The following is a 19,905-nucleotide window of genomic DNA, read 5'->3' on the forward strand; positions in this document are numbered from 1 at the left end:
AGCCGCGACCGGGCACATTTTTCGAGTGCTCAGGTGGTAGCGGGATACCGCATGGGCCACTGACGAACTCGCCATTCTGGCAGCGAAACCACACTTCTTTCGCTACAGAACGGTATCCGATATGCAGAATCAATCCGCCGTCCCGCCAGCCGAGACTCAGGGACAACCCACACGCCCCGCTACCAGCGACGCTCCCGCTCGAGCGGTCGCCCGTCGATTCGCCAGCCGACCGACATTGCGCCAGGTCGCCGGACAAATGCTTCACGCCAGTATCCTGGAGCACTACCCGCCTCTGGCCCTGGATCTGGATGTCACCCGGCTGGCCATACCCAACCGGACGGGGGGATGGGACCTCAAGCTATTGATCGACGTAGCCCTGGACTATCTGGGCAACAACACATCGCTGAATCTCACGGCAGAAATTGACGGACGCGTACACTTCCTCACCAACCACGCTCCTTCGCGTCTGACCTACGAAGCGCAAGGGCCAAAACGTCCCGACATGGGCGTTATCCAGGAAAAAATCCAGTCATTGGCGTTGACCCTGGGCACACAGTTTCAGGATGCCCTGACGGCCTACTGGAACCAGGCGCACGACACCAAGGTCAGCCACTGGCAATGGCTCGGTGACCTGCTGGCAAGCGGTCTGAACAGTGCGGCAAGCCTTCTTCCCGCCGCTCAAAAAGATGACCGGGCCGCACTCTACGAACTGGCTCGACACCCCGACCGTCGTGAGCGCCAGGCCATCCCCCACCCTGACGGCTTTGTGCATGCCTATTGCCTGGAAACCTGCTTGGTCCGCAATGGCGAAAGCACGTCCTTCACCGCGCCGGACCTGCTCGTGGTGCAAGGAAGCCGGATCTTTTTGTACCGTGTTTCAGGTCGTCTGGAGTCATACCCGAGCATGGAAGCGTTCAATCAGGCCTGGGGCCGTGAGGCGCAGCGCCAGTTCATCGCCGACAAAGTCGTCATCAAGCGCTCTGAGCCCGATGGCAATATCTTCGATACACAGGCAGCGTTGCTGCTGGAGCGCCAGTTGGAGAACCTGGACGCCATCCGGCTTCCCGCCGACCAGGGTGTTCGCGCACTGGAAGAACGCTTCGCGGCCAGTACCGACCCGGCCCCTTACTTCAGCCATGCTCCGGCGCCTGGCCAGCAACCTGTCGAAAAAATACGCGCGACCCTGCCCCAATGGCTCAAGGACGCCAGCGACAGCGAGCGTGCCGAATATCGTCAATTGCTGGTCGAGCAGGCGCAATGGCAACGACTGACAGGCGGCAAGTCCTTCCTCGACGGCATCGAAAACCTGCATGATTTCACCAACAACGCCTTGCGTGATCAGATACGCCTGGACCATCCCGATTCCGATTGCGAACCTGGCGATCTGCTGCTCAATTTCCGGGTGGCGGCCGGTGATCTGGGCAGCGGCTTCATCACCCGCGTCCCCATGACGCTGACCGAACTGGCCATCCAGAACCTCAGCGCCACGCCCTCGGGCAGCATGACCATCACGGACAAGACCGGCAAAGCCGTCCCGTCGTGGCTGACCGCCGACTATATCCTGGGTGAAAAAGGTCTGTTCAGCAGCACCGAAGGGCTGATCAGCCGGGTGAACATCGGTGAACGTTACCCGCACACCCTCAAAACCCTGCTGCTCGATGACAACAGAGAATCGCAGCGTCGCGAAATCCGGTTTGGCCTGGCGCTCAAGGTACAGCTGCCACTTCAGGCGCTGGAACACACGATCCGCGGCGAGCACGGACTGAGTTTCCAGGGATACCGATTTATAAAGGCCGTCTTGCACACCCAGGCACCCGAGCGCGTCGTCGGCGGCCAGGACATCGTCGTTCGCGCACTGTCCTTCATCCGCAAGACCGGCGCCGCCGCCGATGTGGTCGACAACATGTTCATCATTGAACCGCGGGACATCGCCATCGGGCCGCATATCCTGTATCGACCGGTGTACCAGGACTCATTGCAGCAGTTCGCGAGCCGTGAAGCGCTGTTCAATGCCATTGCACAACCCGGCGCGCTGCAAGACAGCGTGCTGAACTGGTTGCCGGACAAGGCCCGGCCGATCTACAGCAATAACGGGTTTAACAGCCCCCACATTCTGCGCTTTGGCCCAGGAGACGACACGGTCCGCTGGGAAAAACCCGAGCCGGCACAATTGGGGCAAGACTCTAACACCGAAGCAGTACCGGGTTCGCTGGCACAGGCACTGGCCGCCGGAAACCTGACGCAGTATCTCTACGGCAGCAACGCCCGGGCCCTCATCGACTTGTCTGACAGAGAGTCCGTTTCCAACGCCGAAAGCCGCTGGGCCATCCTGCGCGAGGGCGGTTGGTTACTGTTCAACGCCGTGCTTTTGCCTCTGCTTCGTGGACCGGCGATGGTGGCCGGCTGGATGCTGCAACTGACCGCCAGCCTGAAAAACGATGTGACTGCACTGCACAGCAATGACCCGACAGCCAGGGAATTGGCCTGGGTCGATCTGCTGCTCAACATTGGTTTGATCCTGTTGCATGCGTCATCCCGGGTCCACCCTTCCGAACCGTCGGCGCCCAGGCTCCGCCCCGTAGAACCGCCCCTCAAACTCGCCGACCTGCGCCGACCTTTCCTTGATGCCGCCCCACTCACGACTGTCATCGAGCAAGGCATGGTCGGCTTGCCGGCCGAACCCCCGGCCGCCGACAAAACACAGGTCGATTTCATCCACTCCACCGCCAGGGACTCATCCAGCCGGCGTCTGTTGAATGCATTACTCGACCTGAATGTCGCTTGGCCTGTTCCTGTTCCCGCCCCCGCTGAAATCGGGCCGCTCAAGGGCTTGTACCGTATCGACAACCAATGGCATGCCTCGCTGGGAGGACTGCTGTTCAAGGTCAATGTCGTTGTGGGAGTCGGCGACGTTTACATCATTCATCCCCAAAAGCCGCTCCATCCCGGGTTCAGGCTCAAGACTGACGGGCAAGGAAGATGGTCGCTGGATCCAGGCTTGAAGCTACAGGGCGGTGGACCTAAAAACCGACTCAAAGCCAAACTGGCGGAAATAGAAAAGAAACGCGAGCAAGCCACCGATGAGGTCAACCGAATCGGTGGGGCCGTATCGCCGCTGGCCGTACAAGCGCGGGATCTTGACCGGCAACTGGATGCGGCAAAAACGCTGTACGAAAGAGCCCACAACGAATTGGGAACCGCTCGTGCGCGTCTTCGTGCATCGCCCGAAGACCGGGGCCTCATCGATGACCACCGGCTCAAGGTCGCGGCGCGATCCCGGGCCCGGTTGAACATGCAGGTGTTGCAGGAAAGCGATCAGGTCATCGTCGATCAGTTGATCCAGGCCCGTCGCGACTTGATCCAGGCCTATCGCCAACTCAAGGACGTTGATAGCCGTTTCGACTACGAGGAGAAAGCCACCGACGAGTACCTCGCGATCCTGACAGCCCATGAACTGAGGATCTACCGACTGGCGTCCCTTTACCTGGCCAGCTTCATTTCCGAACAGGGTGAGCCGCTGGTCGAATTGCAGCAGAACATCAGGGACATCGAAGACGCCCGGTACATGTATGACGTTCTGGAGACCAACTTCGCCGCCTCCGAGCGACATGCACAGGCAATCATCGCACTGGATGAAGCGCTGACCGAGCTGGGGCAGAACTTCAAGACCGGGCCGGCGCAACGCTTGAAGTTCCTCAAGGGGCATCCAAACCGCAGATTCGCCAACCGGGTCAATGCCATCCTTGAATCGCTCGACGTACTCAACACCCTGAGCATTGACACCACCGTCGAGGCGAAAACGCCGCAGGAACAGTACTTCCTCAAGATTCATGTAGATCGTCTGGGCGCCATGTCAGCGCTCGAAGACTCCCACCTGGATCTGCTGACCACGGATGGTTTTACCTCTCAGGAGCGCAAGGACGTCCTGATCAACCTGATCAAGCACTACAAAAGGCGCCTGCAAATCAACGCCTCACTGCTGGAGCTTGAGTCCCCGTTGATCCGCCCACGCTACATGGCGCTGCTGATGGAGCGGCTGGAAATCGCACGGGACAGTGTCGAGACGGAACTGGCCGATCTGTTGCGCGAGGACGAATTTCTGCCGCCATTGCCCGTCGCCTACAAAGCCGTGAAAGCACCGTCGAAAACCAAGCGCGTGTTCAAGTCGCGGGATAACGGCGCCCTGGTCGGAGAGCTGGAACCGGCGACCACCGGCATGCCGTTTCCGACCATCGTCACTCGAAACCCGGTCACCCTTCAGGTCAGTGGTCGGTTCATGGAGCACCCCAATGAGGGATGGGTCGAGATTGTCGACACCACACCTGTGCGGCCGACCCCGACACCGCAACCGCGTTCGTTTGCCGCGCTGCGCACGGAGGGGCAGCGGCTGATCGACGAAATCCCGGCCATTGAACGTTCGATCGAATTTCAGAAAAGAAAGCTCAGTGATCCGCAACGGCGGGATGAACTCAACCCCCGCGACTGGAGCGATATGCTGGAACACCAAGCCAAACGGATCGAAACGCTGGCCAGCGAACTGGAACAGGCCCACCCTGCCAACCCGGGCATCAGTGCGGTACTTGAATCACTGCGTAACACGGCCGCCGCCACCCGGCTCAAAGGCCAGCAGCATTGCATCGAGGGATACAAGGCGCAGCGCCCCCGGCAGGAAAGCATCGAGTACCTTCGTGACCGCCAGGCGGTGGACATCGGCCTTGTGCAGGCGCTCAAACGCACGGCAGCCAAGGACTACCTGACGGAGTTCGCCATTCGGGAAAAGAATTCGGTGAAGGTGCTGTGGTACGCCCATTTCCACTACGCCCAGGCGAACAGCGCGCCTTCGACTTACACGATTGCCCACCTCAAGCGTCCCGAACATCGCTTCGTGACCCTCAAGGATCTGATCGCCCAGGCCGGGCCTGACAACAAATTGATCATCCGCGACATCTACAGCCCCATTACCCCGCCACGGGACCAAAGGCTATTTCTGGATCTGGTGCCTGATCAATAACGTCTGAAACGCCGAAAGCCGCGCCTTTTCGAGGCAGCGGCTTTCGGTGTCAGCACGACCGCGCAATCAGTGGGCGAACAACGAGTTGCCCTTCTGCCCCGCCAGTTTCTCCGGCTTGATCAGGAACCGCGCCAGCGCAGGCAACAGCCACAGCGCACCGAACATGTTCCACAACAGCATGAAGGTCAGCATCAGACCCATGTCGGCCTGGAACTTGATGGCCGAGAAGATCCAGGTGCACACGCCAATGGCCAGGCACAGACCGGTGAACAGCACGGCCTTGCCGGTGGACTTCAGCGTCTGGTAGTACGCCTCTTGCAGCGGCAGGCCGGCACGCAGGAAGCTTTCCAGGCGGCTGTAGATGTAGATGCCGTAGTCCACACCGATACCCACCCCAAGCGCCACGACCGGCAGGGTCGCGACCTTCACGCCGATGCCCATGAAGGCCATCAGGGCGTTGCCGAGTACCGAGGTCAGCACCAGCGGCAGCACGATGCACAAGGTCGCCGCCCACGAGCGGAAGGTGATCATGCACATGACCGCGACACAGATGTACACCAGGACCAGGATGGTCAGCTCGGACTTCTTGATCACCTCATTGGTGGCCGCCTCGATCCCGGCGTTACCGGCAGCGAGGATGAACTCCAGGCCTTCCTTGTTGTTCTCCTTGGCGAACGCCTGCACCGCATGTACCGCGCGATCCAGGGTCTCGGCTTTGTGATCGTTGAGGAACACCAGCACCGGCGCCAGGGAGCAGCTGTTGTTGTACAGACCGTCAGCGCGGGCGATGGAGTTGTTCAGCACATCAGGGTTACGCGACAGGGTTTCCCATTTCAGGTTGCCCTCGTTCATGCCCTTGATCATTTGCTTGGACACGGTCACCAGGGAAATTGCCGACTGCACGCCCTCGGTGTTCTGCATCTTCCACATCAACTCGTCGATCGGCCCCATGGCTTCATAGCGCGAGCACCCTTCGGACTTGGTCTTGACCATCACCACCAACACGTCGGAACTGGTCGAGTAGTTGTTGATGATGAAGTTGTTGTCCTTGTTGTAACGCGAGTCCGGACGCAGCTCCGGGGCACCCTGGTCGAGGTCGCCGATTTTCAGGTTCTGGCTGTACCAGAGGCCGCCGCCAAAGGCGATCAGCGCCAGCAGAACGGAAATCGGTGCGACTTTCGGGCTGGCGAAATTCGCCAGCAGACGCCAGAACGGGTGTTCGCGCACCGCGTCTTTCTTGCTGCGCTCGACAGCACGCTTGCTGATGCCGACATAGGAAATCGCCACCGGCAGCAGGATCAGGTTGGTGAACACGATTACCGCCACACCGATGGACGCGCCGATGGCCAGCTCACGGATCACGCCGATATCGATGATCAGCAGCGTGATGAAACCCACGGCATCGGCGAGGATCGCAATCATCCCCGGCAGGAACAATTGACGGAAAGTGCGTCGCGCCGCCGTCAGGGCGTTGTCCGCTTCACTGGATTGCAGGGCGATCCCGTTGATCTTTTGCACGCCGTGGGAAATACCGATGGCGAAGATCAGGAACGGCACCAGCATCGAATAAGGATCGAGCCCGAAGCCGAAGAAGTGCATCAACCCCAACTGCCAGACCACCGCCACCAGCGTTGTACTCAATACGGCGACGGTACTGCGCAGGCAGTTGGTGAACCACAGCAAGAGGATCAGGGTGATGACGAAGGCGACACCGAAGAACATCACCACCATCACCAGGCCATCGATCAGGTCACCGACTTTCTTGGCGAAACCGACGATGTGGATCTTCACATTCGGGTTCTGTACTTCGAACTTGGTGCGGATCTTGTCTTCAAGCTCGTGGGAGAACTGGCGATAGTCCAGCGCCAGCAGCTTGCCCTGGTCTTGAGGGTCCGGGTAGGACTCCAGCAACGGAATGTCGACGATGCTCGACTTGAAGTCGTTGGACACCAGCCGCCCGACCTGACCAGACTTGAGCACGTTGTTGCGCAGCAAGTCGAGGCTGGCCTGGGAGCCGTTGTAGCTCTGCGGAATCACTTCACCGCCGGCGAAGCCCTCTTCCGTCACTTCGGTCCAGCGAACGCTCGGGCTCCACAGTGACTTGAGGCCGGAACGGTCGACACCGGAGATGTAGAACACCTCGTCGTTGATCTGACGCAGGGTCTCCATGTACTCCTTGGAGAAGATGTCGCCATTGGTGGCTTCCACCGAGATCCGTACCGTGTTGCCGAGGTTCGCCAGATCGTTGCGGTGCTCCATCATCTTCTGGATGAAGGGATGCTCCAGCGGGATCATTTTTTCGAAACTGGTGGACGGACGAATCAGCGTCGCCTGCCAGAACAGGAAAATACTGACCAGCAGGCAGATCGTAATCACTGCCGGGCGGTTGTTGAAGATCAGGCGCTCGAGGAACGTCGCCTTGTCCTGGTGATGAGTACTTAAAGATGTCATACGTCCGCCTTGTTATTATTTGCTCGACTCATTTGCCCGCTTTTATTTGCCAAGCTCAGTGCCGTTTGGCGAAGTGACGCGAACGCCGCCCTGACCTGCCAGAACCAGATTGCCATTGCCTGCCGCAGTCACTGCCGAGACGGAAATACGGTCCGGACGGTTGACCACCTTGAAGGTTTCGCCATTGTCGCTGCTGCGAATTACCGAGCCGCCGTTGCCGACGATCACAATGGAACCATCGTCGAGCAGTGTGCCGCCGGACAGCCCGAACTCCAGGTCACCACGTTCAGCCTGGAGCTCGACTTGCTCCCAGGTGGTGCCGAAGTCCGTGGAACGGTAGAGGTTGCCACGCAGTCCGTAGGCCAGCAGCGTATTAGGCTGCGCCGTGCCGATCACGCCGAACAGCGAGCCTTCGTACGGACCTTCGAGTTTTTCCCAGGTCTGGCCCCAGTCCGCGGAGCGGAACATGCTGCCCTGCTCGCCAACGATGAACAGCCCGGCGTCCTTGACCGCGGCAATCGCGTTCAGGTGGTACTGGTCTTCGTTGTCCAGGCGGTCGCTGGCATCTTCCCAATGCTTGCCACCGTCGGTGGTCTCCATCAGCGCGCCGTAAGCGCCCACAGCAAAGCCGCTGTCGACGTCCTTGAACCAGACATCGAGCAGCGGCGATTCGCGTTTCAGGTCTTCGAATTGCCTGGTCCAGGTCGCGCCGCCGTCCTCGCTGGCGAGGATCTGCGCGTCATGACCGACGGCCCAGCCATGCTTGTCGTCGACGAAGAACACCGACGTCAGCAGGGCCCGGGTCGGGACCTTGGCCTGGGTCCAGGTGGCACCCTGGTCATCGGAATACAGGATGTGCCCACGATCCCCGACCGCCACCAAGCGCTTGCCGGCGTGGACGACATCGAGCATCAGGCTTTTAGCAGCCTTGGCAGATTCAATGGAATAAACAACGTCGGATGCTGGCGCCGTCGCGGCCAGCGCAGGTGCCGACAGCATGGCAGAGCCCAACAGCGAGAGCGCTGTAGCCAGCAACGCGAATTTGCGTAATGCCGGCGGGCGGCAGATACCCACACCCATGACAGGCTCACTCATAGACCTTCCCCCATTATTATTGTTAGGTCGTTCAACCTTTCTGGGCGCCGCAAGGGTTCGTGCCTGGACCGGCAGTTTCAGAGCATAGTCCTGAAACCCGCAATCCAGAGCCCCTTCGGAAGCTGGCTTATCCTATCGGTGTTTTTTAATGTCTGACAATCGACGCCACGTTATGTTTTGTTAACCGGGGGGGATGGGGGGTTGTTCTGAATGGTTGGGTATCAGGTGGGGTGATTGCGGTTTCGGTGGTGGGTGGTTGTGTTCGGTGTTCGGTGTTCGGTGTACATATCCATTGCTGCGGTAACGGCTGCTGACGGTTTCGCTCTTACAGCGACTCACTTTTCCAAACGCCGAAAAGTAAGCAAAAGGCTATGCCCCGACGTACGGCACCTCGCCAAGGCTCGGTGTTCCCTCGCTACGGTGTCCATCATGGGGCATCGCCTCCGGTCTGCTTCGCGACGACCTCCTCTCGATGTGTTCGACTTCGTCGAACGGCGCTGCGCGCCTAACCCCCTGATGAACACCTACGCTCGGCCTGCCGAAGGGGCAAAAGATCAAAAGCCAGATCAAAAGCCAAAGCCAAAGCCAAAGCCAAAGCCAAAGCCAAAGCAGATAGAGGTTTCTGAAAAAACGGGTTCAACCAGATGGGACTCGGTCGGCTGTCAGGCCGCCATCGCGAGCAAGCTCGCTCCCACAGAAGAGCAAAGGCAGAGCAGCGCAAACCACCGCGTCGCTCTTCACCACTCATCAGGCCGAGCGTTAGCTCGCCTTCAGCTCTTGATCTTGATCCACCCGCCCCCTCGGAAGGCTGAGTGGAGGTGTTCATCCGGGGATTGGCGCGTAGCGCCGTTCGACGCAGTCGAACTCATTGCATGTAGGTCGAAGCGAAGCCGACCGGAGGGCAATGCCCCCGGATGAATACCGGAGCGAAGGAACGCCGAGCCTAGGCGAGGGGCCGTACGTTCGGGGCGAGCGTTTTTTTGGTTACTTTTTTTAGGCGCTTGTAAAAAAAGTGACTCGCCGTAAGGGCGAAACCATAAGCCGCCATTACCGAAGAAACGGATATGTACTCAATCAACCCATGCCCCTGGTCGGCCCGAAGGCCGCCAAGGTCAACAACAAACTCAGGCCAAACTCTTGCTGACCACTTCAAACACATCACTGGACAACTGCCCCGAAGCCCGAATCCGCTCCAGCTCCCCTTTCATCAAAGCCTGACGAGCACTGTCGTACTTGCGCCAGCGAGTCAAAGGCGCCAACTGGCGAGAAGCGATCTGCGGATTGAAGCCATTCAACTCAATCACCAGATCGGCCAGGAAGCGATACCCGGAACCATCGGCCGCGTGGAAGTTGATCAGGTTCTGCCCGGCAAACGCACCGACCAACGCCCGCACCTTGTTCGGGTTCTTGATGTTGAACGCCGGGTGCTGCATCAACGCCTTGACCCGCGCCAAACCACCCGGCATCACGCTGCCGGCCTGGACGCTGAACCACTGGTCCATGACCAGCGGGTTGTCCTTGAAGTGCTCGGCGAAGCTGGCCAGCGCCTTGGCCTTCTCGGCTTCGAACGGTGAATTGACCAACACGGCAAGTGCGGTCAGGCGCTCGGTCATGTTGTCGCACGAATCGAACTGCTCCAGAGTCGCAGCCACAACTTCCGGCTTGCCGCTGAGCATCAGATAGGACAACGCGATGTTCTGCAACGCGCGGCGAGCGAAGTGCTCGGCTTCGGCCACGTACGGCGTCTGCTTGGACAGTTCGCGATTGCCCTGATAACGCAGCCACAAACCTTCGAACAACGCATCAGCCAGTTGCTTGCGGGCAAACTCGCGGGCGATGTGAATGGCGTCGACATCCGCCACTTCGCTGATCTCGGCAAGGTACGCCTCGCTTGGCAGCGAGAGCATTTCGGCGACCATCGCTTGATCCAGCGACTCATCCGAGAGCACCGTGCGCAGCGCGGACACCAGACGCTGATCGAGTACCAGCGCTTCGCCCTTCTGCTGCTGGGCAATCAACTCTTGCAGCACCTGCACCGACAGTTGCTGGCCGGCATCCCAACGATTGAAGCCGTCGCTGTCGTGCTGCATCAGGAACATCAACTGGTCACGGTTGTACGGGAAGCTCAGCTTCACCGGCGCCGAGAAGCCGCGCAGCAACGATGGCAGCGGTTGTTCGGCGATGTCGACGAAGGTGAAGGTCTGCTCGGCTTCGGTCACGGAGATGACCCGCGAGGTGCCTTGCGCGGCAGTCTCACCGGACAGACGCAGGGCAATCGCTGCCCCTTTGGAATCCAGCAGACCCAGTTCGACCGGGATCACGAACGGCAGTTTTTCAACCTTGTCCGGGGTTTCCGGGCAGCTCTGGCGGAAGGTCAGGCTGTAGGTTTTTGCCGCCGCATCAAAGGACTCGCTCACCGCCAGGCGCGGAGTACCGGCCTGGCTGTACCAGCGTTTGAACTGGGTCAGGTCGACACCATTGGCATCTTCCATGGCCTTGATGAAGTCATCGCAGGTCACGGCCTGGCCGTCGTGGCGTTCGAAGTACAGGTCGCTGCCTTTGCGGAAACCTTCGGCACCGAGCAAGGTGTGGATCATGCCGACCACTTCCGAGCCCTTTTCGTACACGGTCAGGGTGTAGAAGTTGGATATCTCGATGAAGCTGTCCGGGCGCACGGCGTGAGCCATGGGACCGGCGTCTTCGGCGAACTGGTGGGTGCGCAGGTAGGCCACGTCCTGGATGCGCTTGACCGTGGCCGAGTTCATGTCCGAGGAGAAACCGGCATCGCGGAACACGGTGAAGCCTTCCTTGAGCGACAGCTGGAACCAGTCGCGGCAGGTCACGCGGTTGCCCGACCAGTTGTGGAAGTATTCGTGGGCGACGATCGCCTCGACCCGCTGGTGCGCGGCGTCGGTGGCGGTTTCAGCCTTGGCCAGCACGGCGCTGGAGTTGAAGATGTTGAGGCCCTTGTTCTCCATGGCGCCCATGTTGAAGTCGTTCACGGCGACGATCATGAAGATGTCCAGATCGTACTCGCGACCGTAGACCTCCTCGTCCCAGCGCATGGATTTCTTCAGGCTGTTCATGGCGTGCTGGCACTTGTCGATGTTTTCCGGCTCGACATAAATGCGCAGCGCCACGTTGCGCTCGCTCATGGTGGTGAAGCTGTCTTCGACGCACCACAGGTCACCGGCCACCAGCGCAAACAGGTACGCAGGTTTCTTGAACGGGTCTTCCCAGGTCGCCCAGTGCCGGCCCTCTTCGCCGGGACCGGAAGCAATCGGGTTGCCGTTGGACAGCAGCACCGGATAACTGTGCTGCTCGGCGACGACCGTGGTGGTGAAGGTGCTCATCACGTCCGGGCGGTCGAGGTAATAGGTGATCTTGCGAAAGCCTTCGGCCTCGCATTGGGTGCAGAACATCGTGCCGGACTTGTACAGGCCTTCCAGCGCGGTGTTGGTTTCCGGGTGAATCCTGACGCTGGTGTCGACCGTGAAGGTGGTGCTGGTCGGGTGCAGGGTCAGGTGATTCTCGGTCAGCTGGTACTGCGCTGCAGAAAGCTCCTGATCGGCCAAAGTGACCGACAGCAGTTCCAGCTGCTGGCCGTCGAGCACCAGCGGCGGCAGGCCCGGGCCACGCTCGGGGTTGCGGCGCATCACCAGTTGCGCATGGACCAGGCTGTGGTCCTCGTACAACTCGAAGGTCAGGTGCGTTTCGTCGATCAGGTACTCGGGCGCCTGATAGTCCTTCAGGTAAATCATCTTCGGTTGTTCGGTGCGCATGCTGGAGTCCTTACTGATGCACGGCGAGCTGGTAAGCCGTGTATTTACGAATATTGATCACGCCGGTGTCGAAGATCAGGTATTGGCCCTTGACCCCCATCAGCGTGCCTTCGGCAATCGGGTTCTTGTCCAGGTTGAAGCTGACAATCTTCGCCGGGTATTGCTCGACCGGGTAGCGGATTTCCAGCGGCTCGACATCGGTAACCGGCTGGATCGCCTGCAAGCCAAATCGTTCCTGCAAGCCCAGCAAGCCTTCAGCGCAGCTGTCGAACAGGTGATCGCGAACCTCGGCCAGGTTCACCGCCGCCGCATCGCCCTTGAGTAAAGCACGCCAATTGGTCTTGTCGGCCACCTGGCTACGGAACAGATCCTCGACGAAACCGGACTGTTGTCGGGTCGATACGCGCATGATCGGCAAGGCCTGGCTCGCACCCTGGTCGAGCCAGCGGGTCGGCAACTGGGTGGCACGGGTAATCCCGACTTTCACCCCCGACGAGTTGGCCAGGTACACCACGTGATCGGTCATGCAGAATTTTTCGCCCCATTCCGGCTCGCGGCAGGTGCCGGCGTCGAAGTGGCAGCGTTCCGGGCTCATGATGCACACGTCGCACTGGGCCAGTTTGGTCATGCACGGGTAGCAGTAACCCTGGCTGAAACTGGTTTTGGTCTTGCGTCCGCAATGGATGCAGTGGATCGCACCCAGGTATTCCAGGCGTACCGTGGTGCCGATCAACGGATTGACCGGGACCTCGGTTTCGCCCAGACGGAAAGCGTATTGCACGTTCGGCCCGTCCAGGCGTGCCGACATTTTGCTGATTGCACCGCGGCCAATCTCGATCAATGGATGGCATCCGACTTGAACAGAATGTTCGGCACTTCGATCGACTTCGAGGCGCATTCCTGCGGCCCCATGTAGCCGGTACGCTGGTCCTCGGGCAGGTTCTGGATTTCCCAGGCGATCATCGCCTGCAGCGACAGCTCGCGTTGTTCGGCGGTGAGTTTGCCACCGTCGGACCATTTGCCGATTTCCACGGCCAGTTTCAGGCTCTCGTAGATATCGGCGGTGATGTTCTTGATCATTTCGTTAAAAGAGGACATTGAGTCTCCGTCTCTTCATTGCAGGTTCTGAATTAGGCGGCCAGTTTACGGCGGTTATACAAACCGCCCAACAAACCGGTGAAGCATCCGATGAGTAACCCGCTGACGTGGGCCGCGTTGGCAATTTCGCCGAAGCCGATCATCGAGACCAGCCCGGACAGGCACAGCAGCAACCACACCAGCATCATCACCAGCACGCCTCGCGGCAGGCGATAAGCCGGGTTCGGCGCCAGCAACTGGAAGATCCAGCAATGCCCGAGAAGACCGTACAGTACGCCGGACAAACCGCCGAACAGGGTCGGGCCGCTGAAGTAATACTGGGCGTAGTTGGACACCAGGCTGAACAGCAAGGTCAGGCCGATCAGGTTGATACTGCCCTGGCGCGACTCGATGCGCCGCCCCAGTTCCCAGTACCACATGCCGTTCATCGCCAGATGCAGGATGCCGAAGTGAATCAGCATCGGCGTGAACAGGCGCCACCACTGCCCCGCCGCCAGACTGTCGGCCAGTGGCGTGAAGTGGAGGTACTCGCCGACCACGCGGAATTCGAGGAAGGTCAGCCAGCGCATCGTTTCAAGGTTGTCGCCGAGCATGGTCACCGCGCCGACAATCAGGCTCAGCAGCAGCACTAGCGCAGTGGCCCTGGCGTACTTCAACTGCTCGACGAACCCCGGACGCGTGACGGTCTGTGCCAGCGGAATGTCCAGCTGTTGGTCAGGATCGCCCGCCGGAAAACGTTCGTACAGCGCGCGCACGTCTTCACTGATGTTGTCGGGCACCCACAGCACCTGTTCGCCTGCCTCTTCACTGACCCGATGGGGCACTTGCATGCGCTTGAGCAGGGTGACGAACCCGCTCAAGTCCACCGCCAATGGCAGACGCAATACCGCTACAGCACTCATTGCAGCACCTCCGGCCGCTCGACATCGACCCAGACGAATTTATGCGGATCCAGGCGGGTTTCCTGATCCAGTCGGTAGGCAACCAGTTTGCCGTAGAGCACCGCGCTGTAATCCAGACAGGCCAGGTTCGGCCGGATCGGTGCCGGCTTGCCGCTGCGCCAGTAATGGCCGACGAACAACAACGGCTCATCGATGCCATAGCGCAGCAAACTGTTCTTTTCGGTAGATGTCAGCGGCGTCCGGGCCACGGGTTCCGGCAGTGCATCGGGCTGGAACACGATGTCGCCGTAGGTTTTCGGATCGTCTTCCCAGAACTTGGTGCGGAAGAACGAACGCACCAGGCCGTCGCCGCTGGTCATGGTCAGGCCATGGGGCAAGCGCATGTCCGTGCCGCGCAGCAGCCGGTCGAATACGGTGCAGGCAAACGAACCCGACTCCGCCGACGCCTGAAGAAAATGCTCGTCGACGCAACCGTTGGGGAACAACGCCCGCAATGGCTCGATCAGACCGGCGTCCCAACAGGCGTGGACCACGCGAAAACGCCCGGCATCAACGAACAATGGCAACTTGTAGAACCATTGCTGGAAGTCGTGCCAGTCACCCGGATGGTGTTCGAACTGGGTCAGGGTTTCATGCAGCAGGCGGGCATGGCGCGGGGTGTGTTCGCGCACGAACTGCTTGCCGCTGCCGGGCAACGCCGGCGTGCTCCAGCCCAGCGCATTGAACTCGTGGTTGCCCATGATGCACAGCGCCTGACCGGCCTCGACCATGTCGTGGACGATGTGCAGTGCCTCACGAATCCGCGGGCCGCGGTCGATGATATCGCCGACGAATACCGCCATGCGCGACGCGTGCCGCCAAACGCCACCCTGCTTGTGATAACCAAGTCGGTCGAGCAAGTGCTCCAGGGTCAGAGCGCAACCGTGCACGTCACCGATCAGGTCGTAGCTACGCGCGGGATCGAGCATCAGTCGCCTCCACCCCCCAACTTGCTGCCCCAGCCGAGCTTGGTCCGACAGACTTCATAGTAGTTGTGGTCAAGCGGGTGAATCAGCCGCAGTTTCTGGGCTTTCTTGCTGACGGTAATAGTGTCGCCGGGCGCGCAGGTAAAGTGGTTCTGCCCGTCACACGAGACTTGCGGGTAAATCTGCATATCCTTGGACACGACGATTTTCAGCTCACTGTTGCCATCGACCACAATCGGTCTACCCGACAAGGTATGGGGGTACATCGGCACAATCACAATAGCGTCGAGCTTGGGATGCATGATCGGCCCACCGGCGGACAGCGCATAAGCCGTGGAACCGGTCGGTGTTGCGACGATCAGGCCGTCAGCCTTCTGGCTGCAGACGAACTGGCCGTCGATGTACAACTCGAACTCGATCATTCGCGTGGATTTGCCAGGGTGCAGCACCACGTCATTCAGTGCATCGCCCTGGCCGATGGCCTCGCCGTGGCGACGGACTTCGGCCTGCAACAGGAAGCGGTTTTCCACCAGATAGTGGCCATCCAGTACTTCGGCGACCTTGGTTTCCAGCTCATCGGGACGGATGTCGGTGAGGAAGCCCAGGCTGCCGCGGTTGATGCCGAGCACCGGAATATTGTGCTTGGCCAATGCCCGGGCAGCACCGAGCAGGCTGCCGTCACCACCGACCACAATGACCATGTCGCAGACTTCGCCGAGCATCTTGCGTGACGAGGTTTGCAGGCCGTGCCCTGGCAGCACTTCGGCGATGGTGTCTTCGAGGATCACGTGCAGGTGACGATCGAGCAGAAACCGTTTCAGTCGGCGGACGGTATCCAGCACCTGGGAACTGCCCAGACGACCGATGATGCCGATATTGCGAAATTGCTCCATGGGGCTCCTGCGGGGATCTGCGTGGCGGCGAAAACCACGATTATGGGCGAAAGCCGCCCGTAGACAAAATCCTTTCAGCTTCAAGGGTGTGCCCGGGTTTCGGGCTATGCTCGCAAGATGATGCTATTTCCGGATTTGCTCCACCTGCCCCATCAGTTACGCCATCCCGAAGTGCGTGACCTGGCGTGGGTCATCCTCGCGCCACCCATGCTGGACGATACCCCGTGGCCGCAGCGTCACCCGCTGGCCGGCAGCGACTGGGTGCAGGCACCGGATCGGCTGGAGCATTGGCTGCGGCAGCTGGATCGGGACAGTTATGGCCTGCTGCACTGGCTGGCTCAGGCCCGGACCCGGCGTCTGGGCCTGTACTACGAACGCCTCTGGCAATTCGCCGTGCAACATGCACCCGGCATTGAACTGATTGCCGCCAACATGCCGATTCGCCGCGAGGGGCACACCCTGGGTGAACTGGACATGCTGCTGCGCGACCGCGACGGTGTGCATCACCTGGAACTGGCGATCAAGCTCTACCTCGGCCCGCAATCCGGCGACGGGCGCGACACCGCCCAGTGGCTGGGCCCGGGCTGCCACGACCGGCTCGACCGCAAACTGGCGCACCTGAGCCAGCATCAATTGCCGATTTCCGCGCGCCCCGAGAGCCGTGAAGTGCTGGCGGCGCTGGATATCCGGGCGTTCAGCGCGCATTTGTGGCTGGGAGGTTATTTGCTGTACCCGTGGCCTGGGCAGGCCGCCCCGCCATTGGGTGCCCATCCGCAGCATTTGCGGGGTCGCTGGCTGCATCAAAAGGATTGGCCGGCGTTGTTGGCCCAGAGCCCGCCCGGTCGCTGGCAACCCCTGCCCCGCCACGCCTGGCTGGCGCCGGCGCATTACTCGGCGGAGCACACCTGGAACCCCGGACAGATGCAGGCGTGGCTCAATGACCTGGACCCGCTGGCGCCGGCACAATTGCTGGTGCGCCTGACGGAAAATGCCAGCGGCGACTGGGAAGAGGCCGAGCGATTGTTTCTGGTGGCGGATCTTTGGCCGAATGTGCCGGGTAATGCCTGAATTTTGCCATGTCTGAGCCTGCTCGCGATGGGGTCAACACGAGCTAAAGAGAAAACCGCATCGCCGGTTATCCAGCGCCTGGCAGGACAAAGCGCTGGCCAATGAGCATCAAACTTTCTTGTGCTGCTCGACCCATTGCCCATAGGCATTGATGAATTTTTGCAGGAACGGCTTGACCGACTCTGACAGCTTGCCCGCCTCGTCGAATGCCGAACCGGCGTTCCCCAGATAGGCCTCCGGCTGCTGCATCATCGGCACATTGAGAAACACCATGGATTGACGCAGGTTGTGGTTGGCACCAAACCCGCCGACGGCCCCCGGCGAAGCACTGATAACGGCACCGGGCTTGCCATTCCACGAACTCTTGCCATAAGGGCGAGAACCGACGTCAATCGCATTTTTCAACGGCGCCGGCACCGATCGGTTGTATTCCGGGGTCACGAACAGCACCGCGTCGGATGAACTCACCTGTTGTCGGAAAGTGCTGTAGGCTGCCGGCGGTGAAGCGCCATCGATGTCTTCGTTATAGAGCGGCAGATCGCCAATTTCGACGATGTTCAGCTTGAGATTGGCCGGCGCCAGTTCTACCAAAGCCCGTGCGACCTTGCGGTTGATCGATTCCTTTCTCAAGCTGCCGACCAAGACGGCGATCGTATAGACGTTGCTCATGGGAGATTCTCGACTGTCCGATATGAAGAGCTTGTAGTTATAGATGACGATTCAAGCAGCGGGCGACTGAAAATGCCGTCCCTGACTATTTTTTTCCTGTAGGAAAACTTACCTCGCCCAAGCACGGTCTACAGAGCCGCAAATTGAGCGATTTATCTCCAGAGGTTCTAAGCAGATGGCAGCAGTACTCGTCGGTCAGTTCCATGCAAGAGACGCGGAAGGCCGTATTTACTCGGTGCACGAGTTCCAGGACTCCACCCCGGCGGCAGACGGTTCCGGGCCTGTCACCACCTACAAGCTGGCCATTGGCGACCGCGTCAACAAGGTCGACAACAATGAATTCATGCTGGTGCAAACCGGCGTGACCATTACCCGCGAACCGCAAACCGCCAGCGTTTCATAACCCGTCGTTATGAGCAGAAGTCATATGCGCGGACTTGGGGTAGGATTCAGCCACTGACTCCTCCACCTGCTGAACATGGACTTCACGCATGCGCTTACGCCATATCGAAGTGATCCAGGCGCTCTTGCAGACCGGTCACCTGGGCACCGCCGCCGAGTGGCTGCAGTTGCCGGTGGCCGAAGTCGAGCGATTGCTGCGCGACGCCGAGGATCAGTTGGGTTTCATGTTGTTCGCCAGCGTGCGCGGACGATTACAGGCCACCCGCGAAGCGCGGGAGTTGCAGGTGGAAATTGCCCGGGTCTACGACGCGCTCGAACCCGTGCAGCGCCTGGCCAACAGCCTCAGGCAATACCTGGCGCCGCCGCTGCGCATCATCTGCACCCCGCCTCTGGCCAACCAATTGTTGCCACACAGCATCGCCGCCCTGCGCCGACGCCTGCCCGACGCGCCTTGCACACTGCTGAGCCAGCCCACGCGCGACATCGTCAGAAGCCTGCTGCTGCGTGAAAGCGATCTGGGGCTGAGCCTGCACGACCCCGATCACGCCGACCTCGATTGCCAGGTGATTGCCCAGGGCAAACTTCAATTGCTCGCGCCCCATGGCTGGCTGCAACCGAAACAGAAATACATTTCACTGCAGGATCTGGCCGGTCAATCGATGATCGGCCTGGAGGGGCACGACCCGCTGAGTCCGGCACTGGAAAACAAACTGCACGGCTTGCGCCCTGCTCCGGTGATTCAGACCCGGGTCCAGACGCATCAGATGATGCGCAGCATGGTCGAGGCCGGTGAAGGCCTGGCCATCGTCGACCCCTTCACCGCCCTCGGCGCCAAGGCCTCGGGACTGGACACCTGCCCGCTGGCGCCAGCCGTGCCGATCAGTCTCTACGCCCTGTTCCTGAAAAACGTCGAACCGTCTCCGGCGGTTCAGGCCTTGCTGGCCATCGTCACGGAACAAGCCGCGGCGATGCTGACGAGCTGAGCGGGTTTTCCAGCGGATTTTTGAACAGTCGATACCAGAACAGCGCCACTTCGGCGGTGTTCGGATCGATGCCGCGATAGCGCAGGTGGTCGATCCCGCCAATCACGTAACCGCAGCGCTCATAGAGCCTGCAAGCCCCGAGATTGTTGTTCTGGGTTTCGAGCATGATGCCGGGGAGTTTTTTCTTGCGGCTCCAGAATTGCGCCACATCCAGCAGGGCCTTGGCCACGCCATGCCGTCGAGCCGGTGCATGCACCGCCAGTTCGTCGATATGGGCAAAGCCGTTCCAGTTGGTGCTGACCACCAGATGCCCCACGGGTTGGTCATCCAGATAGGCCATGAAAATCGCGCTGTCGGCAGCATCGCGAAAGCTGATGAATTCCTCGGGGTCGATGCCGTAACACTTGCGATATGGCGTGATCGGGGTGACCGGCCACTGAGCCACCGGCGTACCTATTTCGGCCGCACCGTAGGCTGCGACTTCGAAACTGAAATCACTGCCCCAGATATAGGCGGCAAAACCCTCGTCGGCAACCCGTACCGACAACCCTGGATAAATCGGATTTATAACCGGCTGCATACTGGG

The 19,905-nt window shown here is 60.2% G+C and carries 14 protein-coding genes; 4 read left to right on the top strand and 10 right to left on the bottom strand.

Annotated features, from left to right (window positions below; all coding sequences use genetic code 11):
• Window positions 1–256 precede the first annotated feature (256 nt).
• A complete protein-coding gene (locus AC1D1M_RS03215; protein ID WP_477774496.1) occupies window positions 257–5,011 on the top strand; it encodes a dermonecrotic toxin domain-containing protein in 4,755 nt (1,584 codons plus the stop codon).
• 66 nt (window positions 5,012–5,077) lie between these two features.
• Here AC1D1M_RS03215 and AC1D1M_RS03220 read toward each other — a convergent pair whose 3' ends face one another.
• The 8 genes from AC1D1M_RS03220 to AC1D1M_RS03255 form a co-directional block, all read right to left on the bottom strand.
• Entirely contained in the window at window positions 5,078–7,462 is a 2,385-nt protein-coding gene (locus AC1D1M_RS03220) for an efflux RND transporter permease subunit (RefSeq protein WP_477774497.1), read from the bottom strand.
• 42 nt (window positions 7,463–7,504) lie between these two features.
• Window positions 7,505–8,557, bottom strand: coding sequence for a WD40/YVTN/BNR-like repeat-containing protein (locus AC1D1M_RS03225; RefSeq protein WP_477774498.1), 1,053 nt, complete (start codon window positions 8,555–8,557; stop codon window positions 7,505–7,507).
• A 1,124-nt stretch (window positions 8,558–9,681) separates the two neighbouring features.
• Window positions 9,682–12,339 carry an aminopeptidase N gene (pepN, locus tag AC1D1M_RS03230; protein WP_477774499.1) on the bottom strand — a complete coding sequence of 886 codons (2,658 nt, stop codon included), beginning with the start codon at window positions 12,337–12,339 and terminating at the stop codon, window positions 9,682–9,684.
• Window positions 12,340–12,349: 10 nt separating this feature from the next.
• Window positions 12,350–13,180 carry a DUF2797 domain-containing protein gene (locus AC1D1M_RS03235; RefSeq protein WP_477774500.1) on the bottom strand — a complete coding sequence of 277 codons (831 nt, stop codon included), beginning with the start codon at window positions 13,178–13,180 and terminating at the stop codon, window positions 12,350–12,352.
• Window positions 13,177–13,437, bottom strand: coding sequence for a YeaC family protein (locus AC1D1M_RS03240; protein ID WP_008016131.1), 261 nt, complete (start codon window positions 13,435–13,437; stop codon window positions 13,177–13,179). Before AC1D1M_RS03240 ends, AC1D1M_RS03235 begins: the two co-directional genes overlap by 4 nt.
• A 32-nt stretch (window positions 13,438–13,469) precedes the next feature.
• A complete protein-coding gene (locus AC1D1M_RS03245; protein ID WP_477774501.1) occupies window positions 13,470–14,339 on the bottom strand; it encodes a rhomboid family intramembrane serine protease in 870 nt (289 codons plus the stop codon).
• Window positions 14,336–15,310 carry a metallophosphoesterase gene (locus AC1D1M_RS03250; RefSeq protein ID WP_477774650.1) on the bottom strand — a complete coding sequence of 325 codons (975 nt, stop codon included), beginning with the start codon at window positions 15,308–15,310 and terminating at the stop codon, window positions 14,336–14,338. Before AC1D1M_RS03250 ends, AC1D1M_RS03245 begins: the two co-directional genes overlap by 4 nt.
• On the bottom strand, window positions 15,307–16,197 hold the full coding sequence (locus AC1D1M_RS03255) for an NAD(+) kinase (protein WP_008016128.1): 891 nt from the start codon (window positions 16,195–16,197) through the stop codon (window positions 15,307–15,309). Before AC1D1M_RS03255 ends, AC1D1M_RS03250 begins: the two co-directional genes overlap by 4 nt.
• A gap of 117 nt (window positions 16,198–16,314) precedes the next feature.
• On the opposite strand from AC1D1M_RS03255, the gene AC1D1M_RS03260 reads away from it, so the two are divergent.
• Entirely contained in the window at window positions 16,315–17,265 is a 951-nt protein-coding gene (locus AC1D1M_RS03260) for a DUF1853 family protein (protein ID WP_477774502.1), read from the top strand.
• A 108-nt stretch (window positions 17,266–17,373) separates the two neighbouring features.
• Here AC1D1M_RS03260 and AC1D1M_RS03265 read toward each other — a convergent pair whose 3' ends face one another.
• Entirely contained in the window at window positions 17,374–17,934 is a 561-nt protein-coding gene (locus tag AC1D1M_RS03265; protein ID WP_477774503.1) for an NADPH-dependent FMN reductase, read from the bottom strand.
• A gap of 175 nt (window positions 17,935–18,109) precedes the next feature.
• On the opposite strand from AC1D1M_RS03265, the gene AC1D1M_RS03270 reads away from it, so the two are divergent.
• Window positions 18,110–18,337, top strand: coding sequence for a hypothetical protein (locus tag AC1D1M_RS03270; protein WP_477774504.1), 228 nt, complete (start codon window positions 18,110–18,112; stop codon window positions 18,335–18,337).
• 88 nt (window positions 18,338–18,425) lie between these two features.
• Window positions 18,426–19,319, top strand: a complete 894-nt coding sequence (locus AC1D1M_RS03275) for a LysR substrate-binding domain-containing protein (protein ID WP_477774505.1) — start codon at window positions 18,426–18,428, stop codon at window positions 19,317–19,319.
• On the opposite strand, the gene AC1D1M_RS03280 is transcribed toward AC1D1M_RS03275, so the two are convergent.
• A complete protein-coding gene (locus tag AC1D1M_RS03280) occupies window positions 19,285–19,899 on the bottom strand; it encodes a GNAT family N-acetyltransferase (RefSeq protein WP_477774506.1) in 615 nt (204 codons plus the stop codon). The two genes, AC1D1M_RS03275 and AC1D1M_RS03280, sit on opposite strands and share 35 nt — an antisense overlap.
• Window positions 19,900–19,905: the final 6 nt, after the last annotated feature.

The organism is Pseudomonas sp. P1_F7 (assembly GCF_056405655.1).